The organism is Pleionea sp. WD8-19 (genome assembly GCF_055326765.1).
Genome location: NZ_JBUZOU010000008.1, coordinates 178,009 through 197,682, shown reverse-complemented (window position 1 = coordinate 197,682; position 19,674 = coordinate 178,009). Strand labels below are relative to the sequence as shown.

Sequence of the window (19,674 nt, the reverse complement as noted above, 5' to 3'; positions counted from 1 at the left end):
GCTTAAGCTTCCCGTTTTTGTTTCAAGTAGTTGATTAAGCCCAACGAAGCACTCTCTACTAAATGTATAACCTGCTCAAAACCAGCGTCACCACCGTAATAAGGATCAGGAACTTCCTTTATGGCAGTCTGCTCTGAAAACTCAAGAAATAATTTAATTTTATGAATATGTTCGCGACTGGCTTGGGCTCTCAAGTTCGAAATATTCTGTTGATCCATTGCAAGAATCAAATCAAACCGCTGAAAGTCCACCATTTCAAATTGTCGCGCGCGTATATTACTTAAGTCGTAACCGCGCCGTTTTCCGGCCTTTTGTGCTCTTCGATCCGGAGCTTCCCCAGCATGATATCCAGTAGTGCCTGCCGAATCGATAGTCACCCAGTCAGCAATTTGATGATCGTGACTTAATTTCCGAAATACGGCCTCAGCCGTGGGCGAACGACATATATTTCCCATGCAAACAAAAAGCAGTGAGACTTTATCCATAGTTAACCTTTTTGTGTCTTTGCTATTTGACGGGCGTTACCAAGATCTTCAATAGTATCTACGCCTGGTGGAGGAGCAATACACGCCACTGCAATTTCAATTGGATAGCCGTTTTCGATAACTCTCAATTGTTCCAGCTTTTCAATTTGCTCAAGTTGCGACTCTGGCAGTTGAGAAAACTGAGCTAAAAATTTCATTTTAAACCCATAGATACCTAAATGACGGAAATGAACGGATTTATTTTTAAACGCGTTGTCTCGATCAAAAGGAATGGTTGCGCGAGAGAAATAAATAGCTTGACCTTTTTTATTGGTAATCACTTTTACCACATTAGGATTTTGTATTTCAGAGTCGTCTTTGACTGGAGTACACAGCGTAGACATTACCGCTGTCTCAGGTTCTAATAAATTCGCAACTTGTGTAATATTTTCAGGCGGAATAAAAGGCTCATCCCCTTGTACATTAACAATCATTTCATCGCTGTTAATTTTTAATTGTTGGCATGCTTCATAAATTCGATCCGTTCCAGATTGATGATCACCGCTTGTCATGATTGCGTTTCCACCGAATGAATGAACATGGTCGACAATACGTTTATCATCAGTAGCAACCGCCACACTGTGCGCTCCCGACTTTTCTGCTTGCAGATATACTCGTTGAATCATTGAAAGACCATGAATTTCCGCTAGGGGTTTTCCTGGCAATCGACTGGAGTCATAGCGAGCTGGAATAATCACATGAAAGTTCATCAAAGAAACTCCATCGAATCCATTTTGTCCGAATCCAATCGCTCGGCTTCATCGATTAACATGCAAGGGATGTCGTCTTTGATTGGAAAAGCAAATTTATCGAAGGTGCAAACCAGTGTGGTGCGATCCTTTGTTAATTTAAGTTTGCCATTACAAGCTGGACAAACCAAAATATCAAACAGTGCTTTTTTCATTGTTTCGCCTCAATTGCTTCCGCAGGATTGTCGTTGATGGGTTTCAATCCTAACGCATTATCAATTTTTTTAACCAATTGCGAGTTAGGCTCTGCACCAACTTCCAAATACCACCAGTTTGGCTGAGCAAAATTTCTGCATTTGATTGCATCTTTTTCCGTCATAATAATGATTGAACGGCTTAAACCTTCAAAGTCATCTGGCTTAAAATTATGATGATCTTCAAAAACAGTCATTTGGTAAGATATACCTATTTGCTTTAGCGTGTTTGCAAATTTGTCCGGGTTTCCAATTCCGCAAATCGCTTGAACGTCTTTACCATTAATAAATTTCGGAATATGTTCAATTAAAATATTCTCACAACTATTAAGATTTACCAATTTTTGTGGCAGGATTATAAATTGATACTGATATTGATTTCCTTCTCCATTTTGAACAACCAGGTCGCAATAACGGAGGCGTCCCTCGCCTTCTCTTAAAGGTCCAACTGGCATTAACAACTTATTACCCAGGCCACGAAGTCCATCGATAATACAAATTTCTAAATCTCTGCCTAATCCATAGTGCTGCATACCATCGTCGCTGATTATAAAATCTGGAGCGTGTTTGCTTTCCGCAAGTTGTGCCGCTCGGAAACGATTCGGATCGACTATAACCGGAACCCGCAATCGTTCAAATAACATTTTGGGTTCATCACCGCATTGCACGGCGCTTGTCGAAGAATCAACTTCAATAGGATAACTTGGGCTATGACCACCGTATCCTCGACTCACGATTACAAGCGTTTTATTATGCTTTTGTAAGTGATGTACTAACCAAGTAATGAATGGTGTTTTACCGGTACCACCAAGCGTTATATTGCCAACAACGATGACGGGCGTAGAAACTTTTCCTGAAGTTAAGATACCTTGCCGATAAAGCCAGCGGCGAAAGTTGGTAAGACAGAGTAAAACTAGGTGAAGAGGATAACAAAGCCAACGCCAACCGGATTGACGGTACCAAAACTTTTGCAATTTTCCATTCATTTTAACGCTCGAAATCACTCGGAAAATTGCATTTCATATAAACGATAATATTCACCTTGTTTTGCCAGTAACTCTTTATGGGTTCCGGTTTCACAAATTTCACCTTGCTTTAAAACCACAATTTTATCGGCATTTTCAACTGTGGATAACCGGTGCGCAATCACTAGCGTGGTCCGGTTCTTCATTAAAACGTCAAGAGCTTGTTGAATTTTTTTCTCGGACTCATTGTCTAATGCAGACGTTGCCTCATCCAAAATTAAAACTGGTGCATCTTTGAGTAAAGCACGGGCAATTGCGATTCGCTGACGCTGTCCTCCCGAAAGCTTTGAACCTGCGTTACCAACATTAGTATCAAGTCCCTCTTCTAAAGACTCTATCACTTCTGTTAAATAAGCATTTTCAATTGCTTTATCCAGCTCTTTATCACTTTTTCCGGATAAATTACCGTAAGCTACATTATTTTTAATCGAATCATTAAATAAAACTATCTGTTGTGATACATAAGCAATCTGAGATCGTAACGACTGCAAAGAAATTTCTTCAAGTGGAAGACCATCAAACAAAATTTGACCTTGCGATGGACGATAAAAATTTAGTAACAGATTGCTCAAAGTCGATTTGCCGCTACCAGAAGGGCCAACCAAGGCAACTGTTTCCCCCGGCTTTATTTGTAAATTAATATTTTTTAATACAGGAACATTATTGTCGTAAGCGAATCCAACCTGATTAAAGGATATTTCTCCTTTACAGTTAGTCAGGTTTTTTTTACCAGCATCCACTTCGTTGTCTTTATCGATTTCTTGGAAAATACTTTCGGCGCCTGCAATACCACGTTGCAAAATATTGTTAACGTTCGACAAATCTTTAAGTGGTTTTAACAAATACATCACTTGCATAAAAAAAGTGACAAACTCACCGTTAGATAACTTACCGGAAAGAAACTGTTCCACAGCAACCCAAAACACTATCGCAATTCCGATACCTGCAATAAGCTGAATAAAAGGTGATGAAAATGCTTTTACAATCACCATTTTCATCGACTGCTGTCGATTGGTATTACTGGCGCGCTCAAACTTATCAAACTCGTAATCGTTCGCACCAAAGGCTTTCACAACTCTTATGCCTTCAACCGACTCCTGTGTTGCCTGAGTTACCTGCCCCATACTGTCTTGCATGTTATGGCTGATTTTTCGGAATCGTTTCGCCGTAACATTGACCACCCAGGCAATCATTGGTGCAACAATAAGAAAAGTCGATGTTAAAATAAGGCTGGTAGAAAACATATAAAACAAAGCACCGCCTATACCAGCAATACTTCGTACTAAAGTCGTAATGGCTTGCGTTGTCGCGTGTGAAACGGTTTCAGTATTAAAAGTAATTCTCGAAACCAAATCACCGGTATTATTTTTTTCAAAATAATCGATTGGAAAAACCAAATACTTTTTGAATAAATCTAACCGAAGTTCGTGTACGATTCGTCGTCCTATCCATTCCATGCAATAAGTCGAAAGAAAAGTGGCTAACCCTCTCAGCATAATCACCAAGACAATGATAATCGGCGTCCAACGCAATAATACGGTATCGGAGTTGGCCAGAAGATTATCAATTAAAGTTTCGAACTGAGCGATAAGTCCGACTTCGATCAAAGAAGAAATCGCCGTACACAATAAGCCAACGATAAAAATAAACTTGTAGCGACTGGTATATCGTAACAGCCGCTTATAAGTTTGCCATCCACTGGGAGTGGTCACTGTTTATCGCCCTTTGGCTTACGGGTGGCCATTGTAAAATTAAAATAGCCAGACTTACGAGAAGCATCCATAGCAGTAACCACAGCCTGGTAAGGCGCGTTAGCATCTGCACTGATCACTACAGGCAACTTTTTATTGCCTTGACTCACAATATCAATCGCTTTCATTAACGTTTCGAGTTGTGTATTTACGATAGGCTTTGCATTTACAAAATAACGCCCTTCACTGTCCACACTGATTTCAATGAGTTCCGCTTGAGTTTCCAGAGGATCACCACTGGCTTCAGGCAGTTCCAGCTTGATCTGCGTTTCTCGATTAAAACTAGTGGAGACCATAAAAAAGATCAACAGCAGAAAAACCACATCGATCAACGGTGTTAAGTTTACTGAGATCTCTTGCTTTCTTCGAGCATGAAACACGGCAACTCCTTATTTTTCTAAGGCGTCACGTTCGCCGTGTAATACTTCAACCATTTTGAGCGCTTCTTCTTCCATAATAACAACCAGCTCATCGACTTTACGCTCAAAATACCGATGAAAAATAAGTGCTGGAATTGCAACGGTAAGACCTGCTGCCGTGGTTAATAACGCTTCCGATATACCACCTGCCAACGCATTCGCATCGCCGACCCCTTGTATGGTAATGACGGTGAATACTTTAATCATCCCAATTACCGTACCGAGAAGTCCTAATAAAGGTGTGATCACCGCAATGGTCCCTAATGTATTCAGAAAACGCTCAAGCCCAACCACAACTTGGCGGCCAGAATCTCGTATCGCTTCCTTCATAGTTTCTCGGCCATAGGAGTGGTTGACAATTCCTGCAGCCAGTATTTCGCCCAGAGGCGACGAGTCTTTTAGCGATTTCAGCTTTTTCTTATCCAGCTGATTGTTTTTTATCCAGGTCCAGACTTGTGCCACCAAATGCCGTGGTGTAATACGTGAACGACGTAAAGTCCAGAAGCGTTCAATGCAAATAATCAATGCAGCTACGGAACAAATCACAATAGGCCAGATAACAAATCCGCCGTTTTTTATAATGTCGAATAACACAAATAAACTCCCGAAAAATCAGTTGCGCTAATTTACCATACTCTTTTCTAAATTTCTGCTGAATGGTCCATGATTCCAAAACCGCCCCTGTTGCCGTCGATAGTTTTGGATCTGGGTGACTCCAGTCTCCGAGATCGTAATTTCGATAGTGCCGGTTTCGAAACTTCGAATAACAAATGATCCCGCCTGCTGATAACGCTCAACAACATCGGGTTTAGGATGCCCGAATCGATTCAAATACCCACTACTGGCAATGGCAACCTTTGGTTCACTTTGCATGACAAATGACCAAGTTGAAGATGTCTTGCTCCCATGATGTGGCATTGAAACAATATCCGCTTTCAAAAATTGAGGGTATTTATCCAAAATCACTGCTTCGACACTTTTCTCGATATCACCGGTTAATAATACGGAAGTACTTCCGATTTTCAGCTTTAGTAAACAGGATGCATTGTTGCCAACCCACGATTGTTCATTATTTAATGTGTTGGCTGAAAACCATTCTAATTGCAACTTATTAATTCTTTCTTTTTGATGAGTACAATTTGCAGGATGACCTTCCAGAGGTTCTCCCATAACTTTATATTTTACCGGCATGACTTTTAGAAAATGATCGAGATCGCCTGAATGATCCCGGTCACTATGACTGACGAATAACCTATAAAGTTCCGAAACGCCATGGGCGCGCAAGAACGGCAACACATGTGCCTTTACTCCCGAGTAGTGTTCATCGGCATAGGCTAGGTCATACAGCATCCATTTATCTTGATAACGAGCCGCAATACTGAGCCCCTGCCCCACATCTAAAAAATAAACACGCAGTTCATCACCGCTGTTCGCTACTAGCTGACAAATGGTCAAGATAACCAAGTAACCGGAAAACAAATGAACAAAGACAGGGTGACGGAAACGAATCAACAAATAAAAAATTGCTACAGAAATTAATAGCCAAAGTGCAGCAGCATGACTTAAATATACTGGCGATACGAAACGGTTTAAAAATTGTAAAAATACAATCAATTGGCTTAATGCCAAGTCAGAAAAGTAAATCAGCCAATGAGCCATATTGGGCAACACCGAATGACCGGTGTAAGCGATTAAGTCGAGAGGTAACACCCAAAAGCTAACTAACGGTATAGCGAGTAAATTGGCCATGGTTGCATTGATACTCAAACTACCGAACAACAATCCGCTTAAAACAGACATCGCTGTAGATAAATAGAGTTGCAACTTTATCCACTGTAATAAAGGAGGTTCCTTTGTTCCCTGTAAAACCCAGTAAATAATTGAAATAGCAACCAGCGACAACCAAAATCCTTCGTTTAAAACGGCCAGGGGATCCACCAACAGCATTACAATGATCGTAATACTTAAAGCCGAATAAGAAGACCACTGCACTAATATCAACCGACCAACCAAAACAACCGCTAACGCAATTAATGCTCGTTGAGTTGGCGTATCAAACCCTGCCATCAACGAAAAGAAGAACGCTGTACAAAAAGCAACGATTAAAGCGACCTTGTTTGCTGGGATCCATTCACAAAAACGCACACTGCGTCGCCATAACCAACTGCAAATCCAATAAGCCCACAAAAAGACCAAACCAACATGTAATCCTGAGATAGCAATAAGATGAGCGGTTCCTGACTGCTGCAAAAGTTCTCTATCAAACCCGGTAAGTTCGGCACGATAGCCTGACGTTAACGCCAAGTGCCAACCCGTATATTGACTTGATTCGAGTTGTTGACGAAAGCTTTCTATGGCCTGAAATCGCCACTTAGCCATTGAAAACTCAGAGTCATGAGTGTCGAGCTGTTTCGCCGAAAGGACATAGCCTACCGCATCAATGTCCTCGACCAGTGCCCATCGTTCAAAATCAAATCCGCCTGAATTAAGCGACGCAAAAGGCGGTTTTAGCTTTACTTCAAATGCCCAGCGCTGTAACGGTTGAATCTTTTGATCACTAAAATACCAAGACAAGTGGACTTTTCTGAGTCCGAATAAATGTTTATCCGGACACAAATAAAAACTGATTTTCTTCGCGACTTTACGCTCAACGTTTGTATTTGCATGATCGCCAATATTCTTATCATTGCCATAAGTGTATTCAGGTAATGAGCAAATCTTTCCACTAATGTTCGACTCGACTCGTTTATCAACCAAGGGCAGTCGATATTCTAATCTAATCCCTGCTTGAAAATTTGCCCAACTCACACCGATCACAAAGCTCAGCGCTAAATTTAAAAGTGGTTGATATATCGGCAATAATTTCACGTAGAAACGTAAAAGCAAGCCTGTGATAGCGAGCACCAAGCATATTACCGAAGGAATTAACTCCGTCTGTGTCCAAAGCACACTGCATCCCAGCAAAAATCCTAACGCATAACTACGCACAAACAATCCTTTTAAATGGTAGAAAAAAAGTAATTACCAAGGCTACAATAACCCAATCTCGTATCGACACTGACTTTTTATGGCTCGTAAGCTTATAAAACGATTTTTACCGGATCCAGCATCCGTAAAAAATAATCGTTTCTTAAAAATTTTTGGTCACGCACTTCACGACCCGCAACTCTGGCACTTGACTCGATATTCGGTCGCACATGCCTTTTCACTCGGGTTGTTCTGCGCATTTGTCCCAGTACCTTTCCAAATGGTTTTGGCAGCGGGCGGAGCCATTTTGTTTCGTGCTAACCTGTTATTATCCGTGGCGCTCGTCTGGTTAACCAACCCACTCACCATGCCGGTAATTTTCGGATTCGCTTATTATGTTGGCACCTTTTTTTTCCCGGAGGTCTCTCAGGAGTTTAATTTTGAACTCAGCTGGGAATGGTTACAAACCAGTTTGGGAGCGATTTGGCAACCATTCTTGCTAGGTTGTTTGGTGTGCGGCGTTGTCAGTGCGTTAATTGGTCACTTTGGCATTCGTTTATTCTGGCGCATTCACGTAATAAACCAATGGAAAACCCGCGCATTAAAACGAGCAAACCGCAGTCAGGATAGTTCCGCGGCTTAAATCGATTCATACAACCGAAAAACAATATTTAAGCTGTAATAACTTACGCTTTCTCTGTTACTTGGCCGTGTACCATCTCTAGCTGCCGTTCCGCTTTTGCAGCCAACTGTTTATCGTGAGTGACCACAATTAAACTGGTGTTCAACTCTCGATTCAAATCCAGCATGAGTTGATACACCCGTTGCGCGTTGTCCTCATCGAGATTGCCCGTGGGTTCATCAGCCAGAAGACAAGACGGCTGAGTCACCAGAGCTCTGGCAATTGCAATTCGCTGCCTTTCACCACCCGATAGCTCCGAAGGTTTATGCTCAATGCGATTGTCTAATCCAACTAAACCAATCATTTTACTAGCTGAAGCCAAAGCGACTGACTTTGTCTGTCCGCGGATCAACAGCGGCATTGCCACGTTTTCCAACGCAGTAAACTCCGCTAACAAATGGTGAAATTGATAAATAAATCCCAAATGACGATTACGCCAGTCACCTTGCTGCCTAGCGCTCATCCTCTGAATGTTTTTTCCCATTACCAGTACTTCGCCAGAAGTCGCGTTATCCAGCCCACCTAGCAAATGCAATAGCGTACTTTTACCTGACCCAGATGCACCAACAACAGATAAGCTTTCACCGGCTTGTACCGCTAAGTCTACCGAGGTCAATACTTCAACATCGCGGCCCGCATCGTAATAACTTTTTGCCAGCTTACGGCACTCCAAAACAACTGAGTTATTCATATTTTAATGCCTCCGCAGGGCGGGTTTTCGACGCTCTCCAAGCGGGATACAAAGTAGCTAATACGCTCATTAACAAAGCGGCAATTGTGATGTTGATCACATCGGAAGATTGCAACTCACTGGGCAGAAAGCCAATAAAATAGACGTCTCCAGGAACCAAAGCGACGCCAAATTGTTGCTCAACCCATTGCACAATATCGGGTAAATTCGTCGCCAATGCCACGCCAGATATCACCCCCAATAAAGTACCAAGCACACCATTTACACTCCCTTGTACCATAAACACTTTCATCACGGTCATTGGCGACGCGCCAAGGGTTCGCATAATCGCAATATCAGATTGCTTATCGGTTACCACCATGACCATTGTCGAAACGATATTAAATGCCGCTACCGCAATAATCAGAGTCAGCAAAATAAACATCATACTCTTTTCCATCTGTATGGCTCGAAACAGTGGTCCTTGAGTACGATTCCAGTCGCTCACCCAATAATCGAGCCCTAATATGGCCCGTAACCGCGTGGAAGTAACATGCGCTTCGAGCACATTTTCAACTTTTATCCTGAGCGCACTTACCGAGTCAGACTTTCTAAGCAACCGCGCGGCATCCTCTAAATGGATCAATGCGACACGCGAATCCAACTCCGACTTGGTTTCGAACAACCCTTTAATCGTAAATCGTCGATAACGTGGCGATATACCAGCAGGCGATACCGTGGACCCTTCAACCACCAAAACCGTTATTTTGTCACCCGCCCAAAGCCCTAAATTGCGCGCCATTGCCGAGCCAATAATAATGCCATAATCGCCAGCATTCAGATCCTGCAAACTACCATTTAACATGTAATCTTCAATAACAGAGACTTGCGACTCTTTATTTGGCATCACCCCCTGTAAAATGCCGTACTCAGTACCACCAAAGCCACTTTTAAACATGGCTGTAGAATCGATGTAAGGCGATACCCCTAATACCGAAGGTTCGGTAAGAATTTTCTTTTCTAACTCAACCCAGTTTTGAACACCGTCACCACGTTCACCAACAATTACATGTGGCACGGTCCCCAATATGCGCTCGCGAAGCTCTCGTTCAAAACCATTCATCACTGACATGACGGTAATCAACACCATGACTCCCAGAGCAATACCCAACATGGAAGCCAGCGCAATAAAGGAAATAAAGTGGTTTTTTCTTTTGGCTCTTGTATACCGGAGCCCTACAAACCAGGAAAAAGGAAACTTCATAGGAAAATTTAAAAACTCGTCTTTTTTTAGTAAGTTATCACAGATTTTTAAGCTATTATATTAAATAATGGCTTCCCTGAGACAATAGCTTGCCTTATAGTAATTGAATCGTTGTGTTGCAGAGTCAACGTATTAAGTGCCCTATATGAATACTGTCTGAAGGCGCTTATGCTACCTAGGACCGCAAAACAGCGCAAAAGTTTTTGCATACAAAACGATATTCTTGAAATGGCAATAACGGTTAGCAGACTTTAACGGTATATGGCACCTGACAAAGAAAAGCGAGAGTTTTACCGGATTGAAGACAACGTCACGATGGAGTTGACGCCGTATTCCGGTGAGCCACCATCAAAGCTCGACGACTTAAGCCGTCATTTACCGGAAGAGTTTTTAACACTCAACGAGTTGCGCCGTCTTGACACCGACAATGTGCAATTAATGCGTACCATCCAGGATAAATATCGCGATATTGCCTACTATCTGAAGGTGCAAAATCAGAAGTTAGAGTTGTTAGCGCTCTATTTGGTTCGACAGTTAAAAGAGAGTTACAAACAGCAGCAAGTCAATATCAGTGGCAGCGGGTTACGCTTTAAAAGTGATCAATCGTTTGCCGTTGGTACTCAGTGGTTACTAAAACTATTGTTATTTCCCGATTGTTATGGGCTGGCCTGCATCAGTGTGGTGCGCAGTTGCGAAGCGGTTGGGAATCAATTTCAGGTTGTGCTTGAGTTTACACAAGTTACGCAGCATGATCAGGATGCGTTGGTTAAACATATTACCCGTTTACAGTCAGAACAGCTGCGCAAACAGCGGCTGGAAAGTTAAGGAGTTCACCATGAAACGTTGGTTATTCGCAGGTATCATTTTTACTGCCTTCAACATTCAGGCTGCGACCGACCCGGTAAATATCGGCGATCAGGGCGATAATCAAGTCACAACACCTCGTTCAGGCCAAAGTATGGATACCGTGCGTACTCATTTCGGTACGCCCGATCGTGAAGTTCCCGCGGTTGGAGAGCCTCCCATTACACGCTGGATTTATAAAAACTTCACCGTTTATTTTGAGCACAACAAAGTCATTCACGCCGTAAAGCATCGAAGTTAGTTAGCAAGTGACAAACCGTTAATGATTTGTCACTTTTACCTATCTAACTTTGCTCCGAACTCAATTGTCCAGCAAATTGCGGAGCATCCATCTTCACGTGTAAAGTCGATGTTGGATAAGCAATCTCGGCACCTTTGGCTTCAATGATGTTCGAAATTTTTAGTAAAACATCCTGTTTTATGGTGTGAAACTCAACCCAGTCCGTGGTTTTGGTAAAGCAATAAACAAAAAAGTCTACGGACGAAGGTGCAAACGCATTAAAATTCACCATTAAGGTTTGCTGAGTGTCAATGGCTTCATGCGATAACAGCATCGACTTTACCTCCTCCACGACTGATTGCATTTGAGCAATATCGTCATATCGAATGCCAATGGTTTCGTAAATTCGGCGATTGGTCATACGCGATGGGTTTTCAACCGTAATACTGTTAAAGATCGAATTGGGAACATAAAGTGGTCGCTTATCGAACGTACGAATACGAGTTTGTCGCCATCCGATGTACTCAACTGTGCCTTCTATATTTCTGTCAGAACTGCGGATCCAGTCCCCAACGGCAAAGGGTCTATCCAAATAAATCATTAAGCCGCCGAAAAAGTTTGCCAGTAAATCTTTCGCTGCAAAACCAATCGCAATACCGCCAATACCACCAAATGCCAACACCGCACTGATACTGATGCCAACGGTTTGCAACACAACCAACGTTACGGTAATAATCACGGAAACACGCAAAAGTTTACTGATTGCTTGAATGGTCGTTTGATCAATCTGATCGTCGGGATCTTTTTGCGGTTGAAACTCAATCAAATGGGACTCAGACTCATGAACCATGCGTGTTAAAAACCAACCAAATAATCCAATCAATATCACATCCCGAACCATAATCGGCTCACCAGACTTCATCTCCAACTGCAAAATATCTATCAAATAGTCCGACTGCGAGGTTTCAATAGCAAAGGAAATTCCAGTAACCCATATCGCCCAAGTAACCGGTCGTGATAATGCTTTAAATAACGCATCATCCCAAAACGTTCTTGTTTTCATGATGCGCGAATACAACTTGCTATGAAAATGCCGCCAAACCAAGTTTGCAATTAAAGTAACTAAAACGATGATAAATATTTCAGTCATCCAGGCCGACTCACCTTGCAACTGATAAAGTTTTTCTTTTAAAAATTCCATAACTAACCTTTCATATATTTCATTAATTCAGAGTGACTCGCTTTCCAACGAGAATCTTTCTGTATTTCACTCAAGCCAATTTTTCGTGCCGCATCGGCTTTCATACGCAAAATACGTTGTGAAGAAACACGGCTTCTATGATTACGAAGATGCTCAAGCACATTACCCGCTTCATTACTGTTATTGCAAACCAACACCATATCACATCCAGCTTGCATCGCCGCTTCGGCCCGGTCTATAAAACCACCAACCACTTCAGCACCTTTCATACTCAGATCGTCACTGAACACAACGCCGTTAAACTTTAGCTGGCTTCGAAGAATGTTTTTAATCCAACGAGCGGAAAAGCCAGCTGGCAATTCATCGACATCCGAATAAATAATGTGGGCAGGCATAATACCACCTAAATAATGTGCCATTTTAGAAAATGGCTGCAAATCCTGCTGTTCGATTTCCGCAAAACTTCTTTGATCGACCGGAATCTCAATGTGTGAATCGGCATCCACACTACCATGCCCTGGAAAATGTTTTCCTGTCGCAGACATACCACACTCCGCCATTGTCGCAACATAGGCTTGTGCTAATTGAATAATTTGATCCGGGTTTTCGTGAAATGCGCGATCACCAATGATTCGGCTTGTTGGTGTACAAACATCCAGCACTGGAGTAAAACTGATATCAAACCCCACTGACATTGTTTCTAGAGCCATTACTTGGGCATGATGCGCGGCAAGTTCAAGCGCATATGAGAATGTATCACTGACGGCTTCTATTTCTCGCAACGCCATCAACCGTGTAAACCCATTCAAAAGTCTTTGAACACGCCCTCCTTCTTGATCCACTGCAAGCAATAATGAGGGGTTAATTTGAAAAATTTCATCATTTAAGCTGCGCACTTGCTCTGCGTTCTCAATATTACGAGCAAATAAAATAACCCCACCACAAGCCGGATGAGTCAGCATTTCTTTTTCTTCAGCATCGATGGTATAGGATTTTAAATCCACCATAACTGGGCCGGGTACCAACATGAAACTGCCTTAAACCAGTAAAAGTGCGCTAATGCTACCGAAACCACGGGTAAATGCGCAATCATTAAAATTAAGGTTCGTGATGTTAAGAGCCTGTACTCCCGATTCTTGCAATCCGATACATTTTCACGCCTTCCTCTCTGTAATTCCTATTGATCTTACTCAGTCAGGCTTACACCTTCAAACCTTGAAGCTTCTACTGCCATCGTTTACTCTTTCGCCTGCTATTCCATTATGAACAGGTGTAATATGACTACCCAAAAAAGAAAAGTGAAAAACTGGTTATTGGTCACGGCTGTCACTGCGGCACTCGCGGGTTGCCAGCAAAGCCAACAGGAAGAACCGACGTCCCCTGAACAAACGCCACAATTGACAGCTCAAGACGCGGAAAACTTTGTTAATGAGGCTGAAAAACGAATCGGAGACATTTACGAATACATTAGCAAAGCGTCTTGGATCGCCCAAACCTATATTAATGAAGACTCGCAGTACATCGAGTCTAAAGCCAACGAAGAATACAAGTTGCTCGGCATCGAACTGGCCAATGGAGCCGCTCAATTTAAAGACATGCAACTGCCCTACGACGTTGAGCGCAAACTCAAACTATTACGTTTGGGCTTAACTCTTCCTGCACCAGCTAATCAACCGGAAAAAGCCTCAGAGCTGGCAAAGATAGAAAGCAAGCTTAGCGCTATGTACGGTTCTGGAAACGACACTGAAGGCAACAAACACGATTTAATCGCCCTCTCCAACGTACTTGCAGAATCCGATGATCCAGAAGCCATGTTGCAAGCTTGGCTAGACTGGCGAAAAGTGTCCCCACAAATGAAACCTCACTACCAGCGCCTGGTTGAAATTGCCAATGAAGGTGCCCGCGATCTTGGTTTTGCCGATTTGGGTGCCATGTGGCGTTCCAACTACGATATGTCACCCGACGCATTTGCCGAAGAAATGGATCGCGTCTGGGAACAAGTAAAACCACTATACGACGCATTACATTGCCATGTTCGCGCTAAGTTGAATGAAAAATACGGCGACGACGTGGTTGCTACGCAAGGGCCAATTCCTGCGCATTTGCTTGGTAACATGTGGGCTCAGCAATGGGGCAATGTTTACGATATGGTTGCCCCGGAAGGTGGCTCCAGTATAGACGTTACAGAACGGCTGCAAGCAAAAGCCTACGACTCACGCGGAATGGTACGCCAAGCCGAAGGCTTCTTCACATCACTCGGCTTCAAGCCATTACCCGATACTTTCTGGACCCGCTCTCAGTTTGACGAACCACGTGATCGCGATGTCGTTTGTCACGCCAGTGCCTGGGATATCACGCCGGACGATTACCGCATAAAAATGTGTATCCAGATTACCGGAGAGGAATTTAATACCATCCATCATGAGCTAGGACACAACTTTTATCAACGAGCTTACAACCTAGCTCAACCAATGCTTTATCGCGGCAGTGCCAACGATGGCTTCCACGAAGCCATTGGTGACACCATTGCATTATCCATAACGCCAAAATACCTTAAAGAAATAGGCTTAATTGAAGAAGAACCCGACGCTTCCGGAGATTTGCCATTTTTAATGCGAATGGCAATGGATAAAGTTGCGTTCTTACCATTTGGACTGCTCGTTGATCAATGGCGTTGGCAAGTTTTCAGTGGTGAATTGCCTCCCGAAAAATACAATCAAGGCTGGTGGCAACTGCGCGAAAAATATCAAGGGGTCAAAGCACCGGTCACTCGCAGTGAAAACGATTTTGATCCAGGTGCCAAATACCACATTCCTGGTAACACGCCTTACTCTCGTTACTTTTTGGCACACATATTACAATTCCAGTTCCAACGTGAATTGTGCAAAATTGCCGGACACGAGGGTCCATTGCATCGTTGCTCTATCTACAATAACAAAGAAGCCGGCGCTAAGTTAAAAGCCATGTTAGAGATGGGGCAAAGTCGACCCTGGCAAGAAGCACTTGCGGCAATGACCGGCAGCAATCAAATGGATGCCACTGCGGTTCTGGATTATTTTGCGCCACTAAAAAGTTGGCTGGATGAACAAAACCAAGGACGTCAATGCGGATGGTAGATTAAAAAGCTGGCAAACCAATAAAGAAAAAGGCGGCATCCTGCCGCCTTATACCTCATATCAATTGTGCTTTATCAATCCATTTTCCCTCAAGCGTTTGGCAATCCCTGAATCCTGACATCCTGTAAACTCGTTCCGTGAGATGCACTCCCTGTGCACGAAAGTCATATTAAATGATCCATCGCTGACCACAAGACACCGTTTGAAGAAAGCTACGAACCCAAAGCTGATTAATAAACAATCACTATGATTTTATCGGATTAATTTCAATAGGTTAGCAGTAGCGCAGGTGCTAATGGCGATCTTTACTGAGCGTGATTTACGCCAAACGCCGCTATGGTTTTGAGATATATCTTACAAAGCGGTTTGTTTTTTACTGAAACGTTTACATTTCTGCTTTTAGAAAAATGAATATTTTTGTAAGATTCAAAAAATCATTTTCTCTAATTTTTTATAAACGCAGTTTTATCTCTCAAACATGGGTAGTTCCCCAAGTTCGAAGTGGCTAATGAATAAATTTTCATATTGGCAGAAACATTATCTCCGCGCTGATTAAAATGTATTCGACCGCTGTACCCAGAATAACTCAATTCAGAATGACGCTGGTACAATTTTACAATATTCGGATAATCAAGGTGACTGATGCGATAGCCCTTTCCAGTGATTTTATTCACAGCAACGTTCATTTCCAATCCAAGTTTTAGCTCCAATTGTTTTGCCATCGATAAAATGACAATTGCGTCATAAACGTATGCCGCATCAAACCCTGCAGAGTCTTTATCCAAAAGCTGCGTTATTTTATCTCTCAACTCTGACGCTAATTCCGTTGGCGATGCCACATAAGTTAAAATGCAGTGCTCAATGGGTCCTAGTTCTGCGTCCCTTAAATACTTTGGTTTTACTGTGTCGGCGGTCAAAATTAATGGAAAATCGCCTCGCCAATGTTTCGCAATTTTTCGCAACATGGCAATCATTTGACCCGTTGGTAAGGTAATAACAATGGCACTCACACCTCTCGCTTGAATCGCTTCAATTTCTTCTCGCAAATTCATCCCTTCCAGGTAAACTAATTTACTGAGCTTTAATTCATCTGCCCATCCCTCCTTTTGTCGTCGCATATACTTAAGAATACCGGAACTGATTTCTTTACTATAAATATCGCGACCAGCAATAACATAGATACGATTATGTCCTCGCTCTTGGTGTAGATGTTTAATGATTAATTCCACTTGTTGATTATTATTGGCAACCATACGCCAAAAATATTTTTGGTCGGCAATATCACTTAAAACAATTGACGATGCCGCCTGAGTGATTAAAGGGATTCGATTGGGATTAGTCACTTTTTCTAAAATATCAGCGACACTATCGGAGGTCGCAGGGCCCACTATGGCTTGTACTTTATATCGCTCAACTAACTCTGCAGCGAGCTCCGCTGAGACAGAAGTATTTTCCTCATCATCTGCTCTTATAATAACTAATCGTTTACCCGCAATACCCCCATGACTATTAACGAATTCAGTCGCAAAATCAGCCGCCGCAACGATCTCCGCGGAGTAAACAGGAAAGCTGCTGATAGGTGCGAGAATACCAAAGTTGATGGTCGCGGATGAAATTTTGTTGGTATCGAGTTGGTGAATACGCTGCTTAGAATAATTTACATTCAAAGGAATATTCATAAGCTCTTTAATACTAAGAGCCGCCAGTTCTTCTGCATCAGTTGCGTGAGCGATGCTACAGAATAAAGAACCAATAAAAAGCAAACTGCAGTACGCTCTGCAAAAGAATTGTTTTAATGTGAGCGGAGATGCATTCATACCCATAAGTATCGCCGCCAATCGCATTTTTGGCAACCAACATTTCATGAAACACGAAATGTTCAAAAACACTATCGATTCGTCGTTAAATTGACTTGTTAAGCGTGTTCTCCCTGTTCCTGTAACGGCTCAATCCATCGAACTCGTAGTGACTTTACGCCTTCCCAAAAGTACCAAAACAAGAGCACAATTAACGCACTGTTAATAAGAAAAGAGGCCGAGTTAAGTGCAAATGATCGAAACTTCATGAAGTAAACCAGCAAAACACCGAATAAGGCCACCGCAGTTAATATCTTAAGAGACATTTTTATCCATTGTTCGTTACGAATAAAAATAGACAATAAAATCAGCATAGACAACATCACCCAAAAACTGATTGTTGGTGAAATTGAAAAAAGGCTTGAAATAAAAGACAACACTAACGCCAAAGGTGCTCCCCACACAATTGCAACCCAAGCGTCATTCACAAAACTTCGATGTTTTCGACGAGCTAACCAAATATTGATTCCAGTGACTGAAATGATCGTAAGTGCTAGCCCTAAAACACCATAAATTAACTTAACCCACTCACTGTTAAAGTGCCCAAAGTGCAAGCGATATACGGAGTATGCGGCTTGACGACCTACAGGTCCATCGGATAAACCTTGATGACTGATGAGTTTTCCATTGGCATGAAATCGGTACATTTCAGAATAAATCAAACGCTTGGGTAAAGTCGCCGCAATTTCTAAAAATTGATGTTCCGTATTTATTCTTTGAATTACCAAGTATATAGGTGTTGCATTTGGGTGCTCTGCTTTTAAAGAACCAAACGCAGCCTGAAAATCAATCGGTTCTACCGTCTCTTGCACCTCAGGATCGGCACCATAAACTTCGTCAATGACAGCGCTTCGATCACCGCCATAATACACTGGAGCAACCATGGCGATTAAAACACCAACCAATCCAATGTAGGCTCCCGTCAATCCAATCATAAAATAAAAAGGCATTCCCCAAACACTCAGGCGATTATGTATATCAGCTTGCTCCAAGCGTTTATTACCACCCAATCTTAATCTAAAAGCATCTTTAAAAATTCGTGGGTGCGCTAATAACCCAGAAATGATCAGCCCACATAACATTGCACCTATCGATCCAACAATAATAATACCCACGGTTTGCGGTAAATGCAGATTAGTGTGCAATGTTTTAAGCATGTGTGTCCAGCCTTCCATTGGAGGCTCACTCAAACTGCCGTCTTTATTAACAAACCATTCCTGATCGTCACCAGAAATATGAATTCTGGGCACCGCTTCAGTAGGTAACACCACATACAACGACTCTGGTGCTTTGTCGACGCGCTCTAAAAAATGTTCAACCGCTGTATTGATTTGTTGTACTGAATAATCTTTATACTCTTCAACATTGGGTTGTTCCCAACGTTCAAACTCTTCAAAAAACACCACCAACGTTCCGGATAAACAAATCAGATACATCAATACTCCGACAGTTAAACCTAACCAGCTGTGTCCTTTTAAAGAGCTTTTAACCAGTTCATTCGATGGAGTTAATTTCATATACAATCCGCTAAATATTTTTCACAAATAAACAATTAAGCCAGAGATGACTCCGGTAGATATAATCGCTATCGACGGAATCAAAAGTCTTTCTCTTGCACATACCCAAAAACTGACGAGTGCCCATAAAACTGGAAATACAAACGCAGCCATTACCAATGTATTTGCTCTTTCAAAAGGTAAATTTGAAAACGCAGCAATGGTGAGTAAACAAGTCGAAAACATAGCCAAAGGCCCCAATACAAAAAACGTAAGCACGCTTTGGCTCATTTTCTTCACAGGCATACCACGATTTTCGAAGGGTAATGCCTTCCCAGCTTCGCAACGGCGATCTTGATGTATAAAAAGCAAAAGGAAAGCGACGCAGGCTATCGAAAGACACCAAAATACAATACCGAACTCCGCGCCATACTTGAAACACCACAAATAAAGTGTAATGAAAAGTATTATCCAACCATACCAATTTAAATTTTTTAACAGTCCTGAAGTTGCCTGTTTCCTTTTCCAGGAGTAATAAAGAGTCATAACGCCCAGCGTATTAACAAGCACACAAATTCCTACTATTAAAGTCATTTGCAATTCCATACCGTTTAATAGGTATCAATTAATTCATTTATAATTCAGTTTCTGATCAAAACGCAGTGCGTTTAAATAA

The 19,674-nt window shown here is 42.2% G+C and carries 19 protein-coding genes; 4 read left to right on the top strand and 15 right to left on the bottom strand.

Annotated features, from left to right (window positions below; all coding sequences use genetic code 11):
• Nucleotides 1-2: 2 nt before the first annotated feature.
• The 8 genes from ACTUJY_RS12070 to ACTUJY_RS12035 are packed head-to-tail and all read right to left on the bottom strand — an operon-like array spanning nucleotide 3 to nucleotide 7,650.
• Nucleotides 3-485 carry a low molecular weight protein-tyrosine-phosphatase gene (locus tag ACTUJY_RS12070; RefSeq protein WP_463616344.1) on the bottom strand — a complete coding sequence of 161 codons (483 nt, stop codon included), beginning with the start codon at nucleotides 483-485 and terminating at the stop codon, nucleotides 3-5.
• 2 nt (nucleotides 486-487) lie between these two features.
• Entirely contained in the window at nucleotides 488-1,234 is a 747-nt protein-coding gene (gene kdsB / locus ACTUJY_RS12065; RefSeq protein WP_463616343.1) for a 3-deoxy-manno-octulosonate cytidylyltransferase, read from the bottom strand.
• Nucleotides 1,234-1,428, bottom strand: a complete 195-nt coding sequence (locus ACTUJY_RS12060) for a Trm112 family protein (RefSeq protein WP_463616342.1) — start codon at nucleotides 1,426-1,428, stop codon at nucleotides 1,234-1,236. Before ACTUJY_RS12060 ends, kdsB begins: the two co-directional genes overlap by 1 nt.
• Nucleotides 1,425-2,453: a tetraacyldisaccharide 4'-kinase gene (gene lpxK, locus ACTUJY_RS12055; protein ID WP_463616341.1), complete on the bottom strand. Its 1,029-nt coding sequence runs from the start codon at nucleotides 2,451-2,453 to the stop codon at nucleotides 1,425-1,427. The genes ACTUJY_RS12060 and lpxK overlap by 4 nt, the downstream gene beginning before the upstream one ends.
• 14 nt (nucleotides 2,454-2,467) lie before the next feature.
• Nucleotides 2,468-4,204, bottom strand: coding sequence for a lipid A export permease/ATP-binding protein MsbA (gene msbA / locus ACTUJY_RS12050; RefSeq protein ID WP_463616340.1), 1,737 nt, complete (start codon nucleotides 4,202-4,204; stop codon nucleotides 2,468-2,470).
• On the bottom strand, nucleotides 4,201-4,623 hold the full coding sequence (locus ACTUJY_RS12045) for an ExbD/TolR family protein (protein WP_463616339.1): 423 nt from the start codon (nucleotides 4,621-4,623) through the stop codon (nucleotides 4,201-4,203). Before ACTUJY_RS12045 ends, msbA begins: the two co-directional genes overlap by 4 nt.
• A 9-nt stretch (nucleotides 4,624-4,632) precedes the next feature.
• Nucleotides 4,633-5,256: a MotA/TolQ/ExbB proton channel family protein gene (locus tag ACTUJY_RS12040; RefSeq protein WP_463616338.1), complete on the bottom strand. Its 624-nt coding sequence runs from the start codon at nucleotides 5,254-5,256 to the stop codon at nucleotides 4,633-4,635.
• Between the two features lie 27 nt (nucleotides 5,257-5,283).
• Nucleotides 5,284-7,650: a DNA internalization-related competence protein ComEC/Rec2 gene (locus tag ACTUJY_RS12035; protein ID WP_463616337.1), complete on the bottom strand. Its 2,367-nt coding sequence runs from the start codon at nucleotides 7,648-7,650 to the stop codon at nucleotides 5,284-5,286.
• A 79-nt stretch (nucleotides 7,651-7,729) separates the two neighbouring features.
• On the opposite strand from ACTUJY_RS12035, the gene ACTUJY_RS12030 reads away from it, so the two are divergent.
• Nucleotides 7,730-8,272: a DUF2062 domain-containing protein gene (locus ACTUJY_RS12030; RefSeq protein ID WP_463616336.1), complete on the top strand. Its 543-nt coding sequence runs from the start codon at nucleotides 7,730-7,732 to the stop codon at nucleotides 8,270-8,272.
• A gap of 43 nt (nucleotides 8,273-8,315) precedes the next feature.
• Here the strand turns inward: ACTUJY_RS12030 and lolD are convergent, their stop codons facing one another.
• Both lolD and ACTUJY_RS12020 read right to left on the bottom strand, forming a co-directional pair.
• A complete protein-coding gene (gene lolD, locus ACTUJY_RS12025; RefSeq protein ID WP_463616335.1) occupies nucleotides 8,316-9,002 on the bottom strand; it encodes a lipoprotein-releasing ABC transporter ATP-binding protein LolD in 687 nt (228 codons plus the stop codon).
• Nucleotides 8,995-10,245 carry a lipoprotein-releasing ABC transporter permease subunit gene (locus ACTUJY_RS12020; protein ID WP_463616334.1) on the bottom strand — a complete coding sequence of 417 codons (1,251 nt, stop codon included), beginning with the start codon at nucleotides 10,243-10,245 and terminating at the stop codon, nucleotides 8,995-8,997. Before ACTUJY_RS12020 ends, lolD begins: the two co-directional genes overlap by 8 nt.
• Before the next feature lie 261 nt (nucleotides 10,246-10,506).
• On the opposite strand from ACTUJY_RS12020, the gene ACTUJY_RS12015 reads away from it, so the two are divergent.
• Nucleotides 10,507-11,070 carry a PilZ domain-containing protein gene (locus ACTUJY_RS12015; protein WP_463616333.1) on the top strand — a complete coding sequence of 188 codons (564 nt, stop codon included), beginning with the start codon at nucleotides 10,507-10,509 and terminating at the stop codon, nucleotides 11,068-11,070.
• 10 nt (nucleotides 11,071-11,080) lie between these two features.
• Nucleotides 11,081-11,350 carry a hypothetical protein gene (locus ACTUJY_RS12010; protein ID WP_463616332.1) on the top strand — a complete coding sequence of 90 codons (270 nt, stop codon included), beginning with the start codon at nucleotides 11,081-11,083 and terminating at the stop codon, nucleotides 11,348-11,350.
• A 43-nt stretch (nucleotides 11,351-11,393) separates the two neighbouring features.
• Here the strand turns inward: ACTUJY_RS12010 and ACTUJY_RS12005 are convergent, their stop codons facing one another.
• Nucleotides 11,394-12,530: a mechanosensitive ion channel family protein gene (locus ACTUJY_RS12005; protein ID WP_463616331.1), complete on the bottom strand. Its 1,137-nt coding sequence runs from the start codon at nucleotides 12,528-12,530 to the stop codon at nucleotides 11,394-11,396.
• 2 nt (nucleotides 12,531-12,532) lie between these two features.
• On the bottom strand, nucleotides 12,533-13,558 hold the full coding sequence (gene nagZ, locus ACTUJY_RS12000; protein ID WP_463616330.1) for a beta-N-acetylhexosaminidase: 1,026 nt from the start codon (nucleotides 13,556-13,558) through the stop codon (nucleotides 12,533-12,535).
• Nucleotides 13,559-13,807: 249 nt separating this feature from the next.
• On the opposite strand from nagZ, the gene ACTUJY_RS11995 reads away from it, so the two are divergent.
• Complete coding sequence (locus ACTUJY_RS11995) at nucleotides 13,808-15,646, top strand: M2 family metallopeptidase (RefSeq protein ID WP_463616329.1); 1,839 nt, start codon at nucleotides 13,808-13,810, stop codon at nucleotides 15,644-15,646.
• Nucleotides 15,647-16,089: 443 nt separating this feature from the next.
• On the opposite strand, the gene ACTUJY_RS11990 is transcribed toward ACTUJY_RS11995, so the two are convergent.
• The 3 genes from ACTUJY_RS11990 to ACTUJY_RS11980 are packed head-to-tail and all read right to left on the bottom strand — an operon-like array spanning nucleotide 16,090 to nucleotide 19,592.
• Nucleotides 16,090-17,511 (bottom strand): ABC transporter substrate-binding protein, encoded by a 1,422-nt coding sequence (locus tag ACTUJY_RS11990; RefSeq protein ID WP_463616328.1) that lies wholly within the window; start codon nucleotides 17,509-17,511, stop codon nucleotides 16,090-16,092.
• A 50-nt stretch (nucleotides 17,512-17,561) separates the two neighbouring features.
• Entirely contained in the window at nucleotides 17,562-19,019 is a 1,458-nt protein-coding gene (locus ACTUJY_RS11985) for a PepSY-associated TM helix domain-containing protein (protein WP_463616327.1), read from the bottom strand.
• Between the two features lie 21 nt (nucleotides 19,020-19,040).
• A complete protein-coding gene (locus tag ACTUJY_RS11980) occupies nucleotides 19,041-19,592 on the bottom strand; it encodes a hypothetical protein (protein ID WP_463616326.1) in 552 nt (183 codons plus the stop codon).
• Nucleotides 19,593-19,674: the final 82 nt, after the last annotated feature.

Excerpts from the sequence above, each read along its gene's own strand:
- lpxK (WP_463616341.1), bottom strand. The coding sequence starts at position 2,453 with ATGAATGGAAAATTGCAAAAGTTTTGGTACCGTCAATCCGGTTGGCGT.
- nagZ (WP_463616330.1), bottom strand. The coding sequence starts at position 13,558 with ATGTTGGTACCCGGCCCAGTTATGGTGGATTTAAAATCCTATACCATC.
- ACTUJY_RS12060 (WP_463616342.1), bottom strand. The coding sequence starts at position 1,428 with ATGAAAAAAGCACTGTTTGATATTTTGGTTTGTCCAGCTTGTAATGGC.
- ACTUJY_RS11995 (WP_463616329.1), top strand. The coding sequence starts at position 13,808 with ATGACTACCCAAAAAAGAAAAGTGAAAAACTGGTTATTGGTCACGGCT.
- ACTUJY_RS12070 (WP_463616344.1), bottom strand. The coding sequence starts at position 485 with ATGGATAAAGTCTCACTGCTTTTTGTTTGCATGGGAAATATATGTCGT.
- ACTUJY_RS12020 (WP_463616334.1), bottom strand. The coding sequence starts at position 10,245 with ATGAAGTTTCCTTTTTCCTGGTTTGTAGGGCTCCGGTATACAAGAGCC.
- ACTUJY_RS11985 (WP_463616327.1), bottom strand. The coding sequence starts at position 19,019 with ATGAAATTAACTCCATCGAATGAACTGGTTAAAAGCTCTTTAAAAGGA.
- ACTUJY_RS11980 (WP_463616326.1), bottom strand. The coding sequence starts at position 19,592 with ATGACTTTAATAGTAGGAATTTGTGTGCTTGTTAATACGCTGGGCGTT.
- ACTUJY_RS12030 (WP_463616336.1), top strand. The coding sequence starts at position 7,730 with ATGGCTCGTAAGCTTATAAAACGATTTTTACCGGATCCAGCATCCGTA.
- ACTUJY_RS12005 (WP_463616331.1), bottom strand. The coding sequence starts at position 12,530 with ATGGAATTTTTAAAAGAAAAACTTTATCAGTTGCAAGGTGAGTCGGCC.
- ACTUJY_RS11990 (WP_463616328.1), bottom strand. The coding sequence starts at position 17,511 with ATGAAATGTTGGTTGCCAAAAATGCGATTGGCGGCGATACTTATGGGT.
- kdsB (WP_463616343.1), bottom strand. The coding sequence starts at position 1,234 with ATGAACTTTCATGTGATTATTCCAGCTCGCTATGACTCCAGTCGATTG.
- ACTUJY_RS12010 (WP_463616332.1), top strand. The coding sequence starts at position 11,081 with ATGAAACGTTGGTTATTCGCAGGTATCATTTTTACTGCCTTCAACATT.
- ACTUJY_RS12015 (WP_463616333.1), top strand. The coding sequence starts at position 10,507 with ATGGCACCTGACAAAGAAAAGCGAGAGTTTTACCGGATTGAAGACAAC.
- lolD (WP_463616335.1), bottom strand. The coding sequence starts at position 9,002 with ATGAATAACTCAGTTGTTTTGGAGTGCCGTAAGCTGGCAAAAAGTTAT.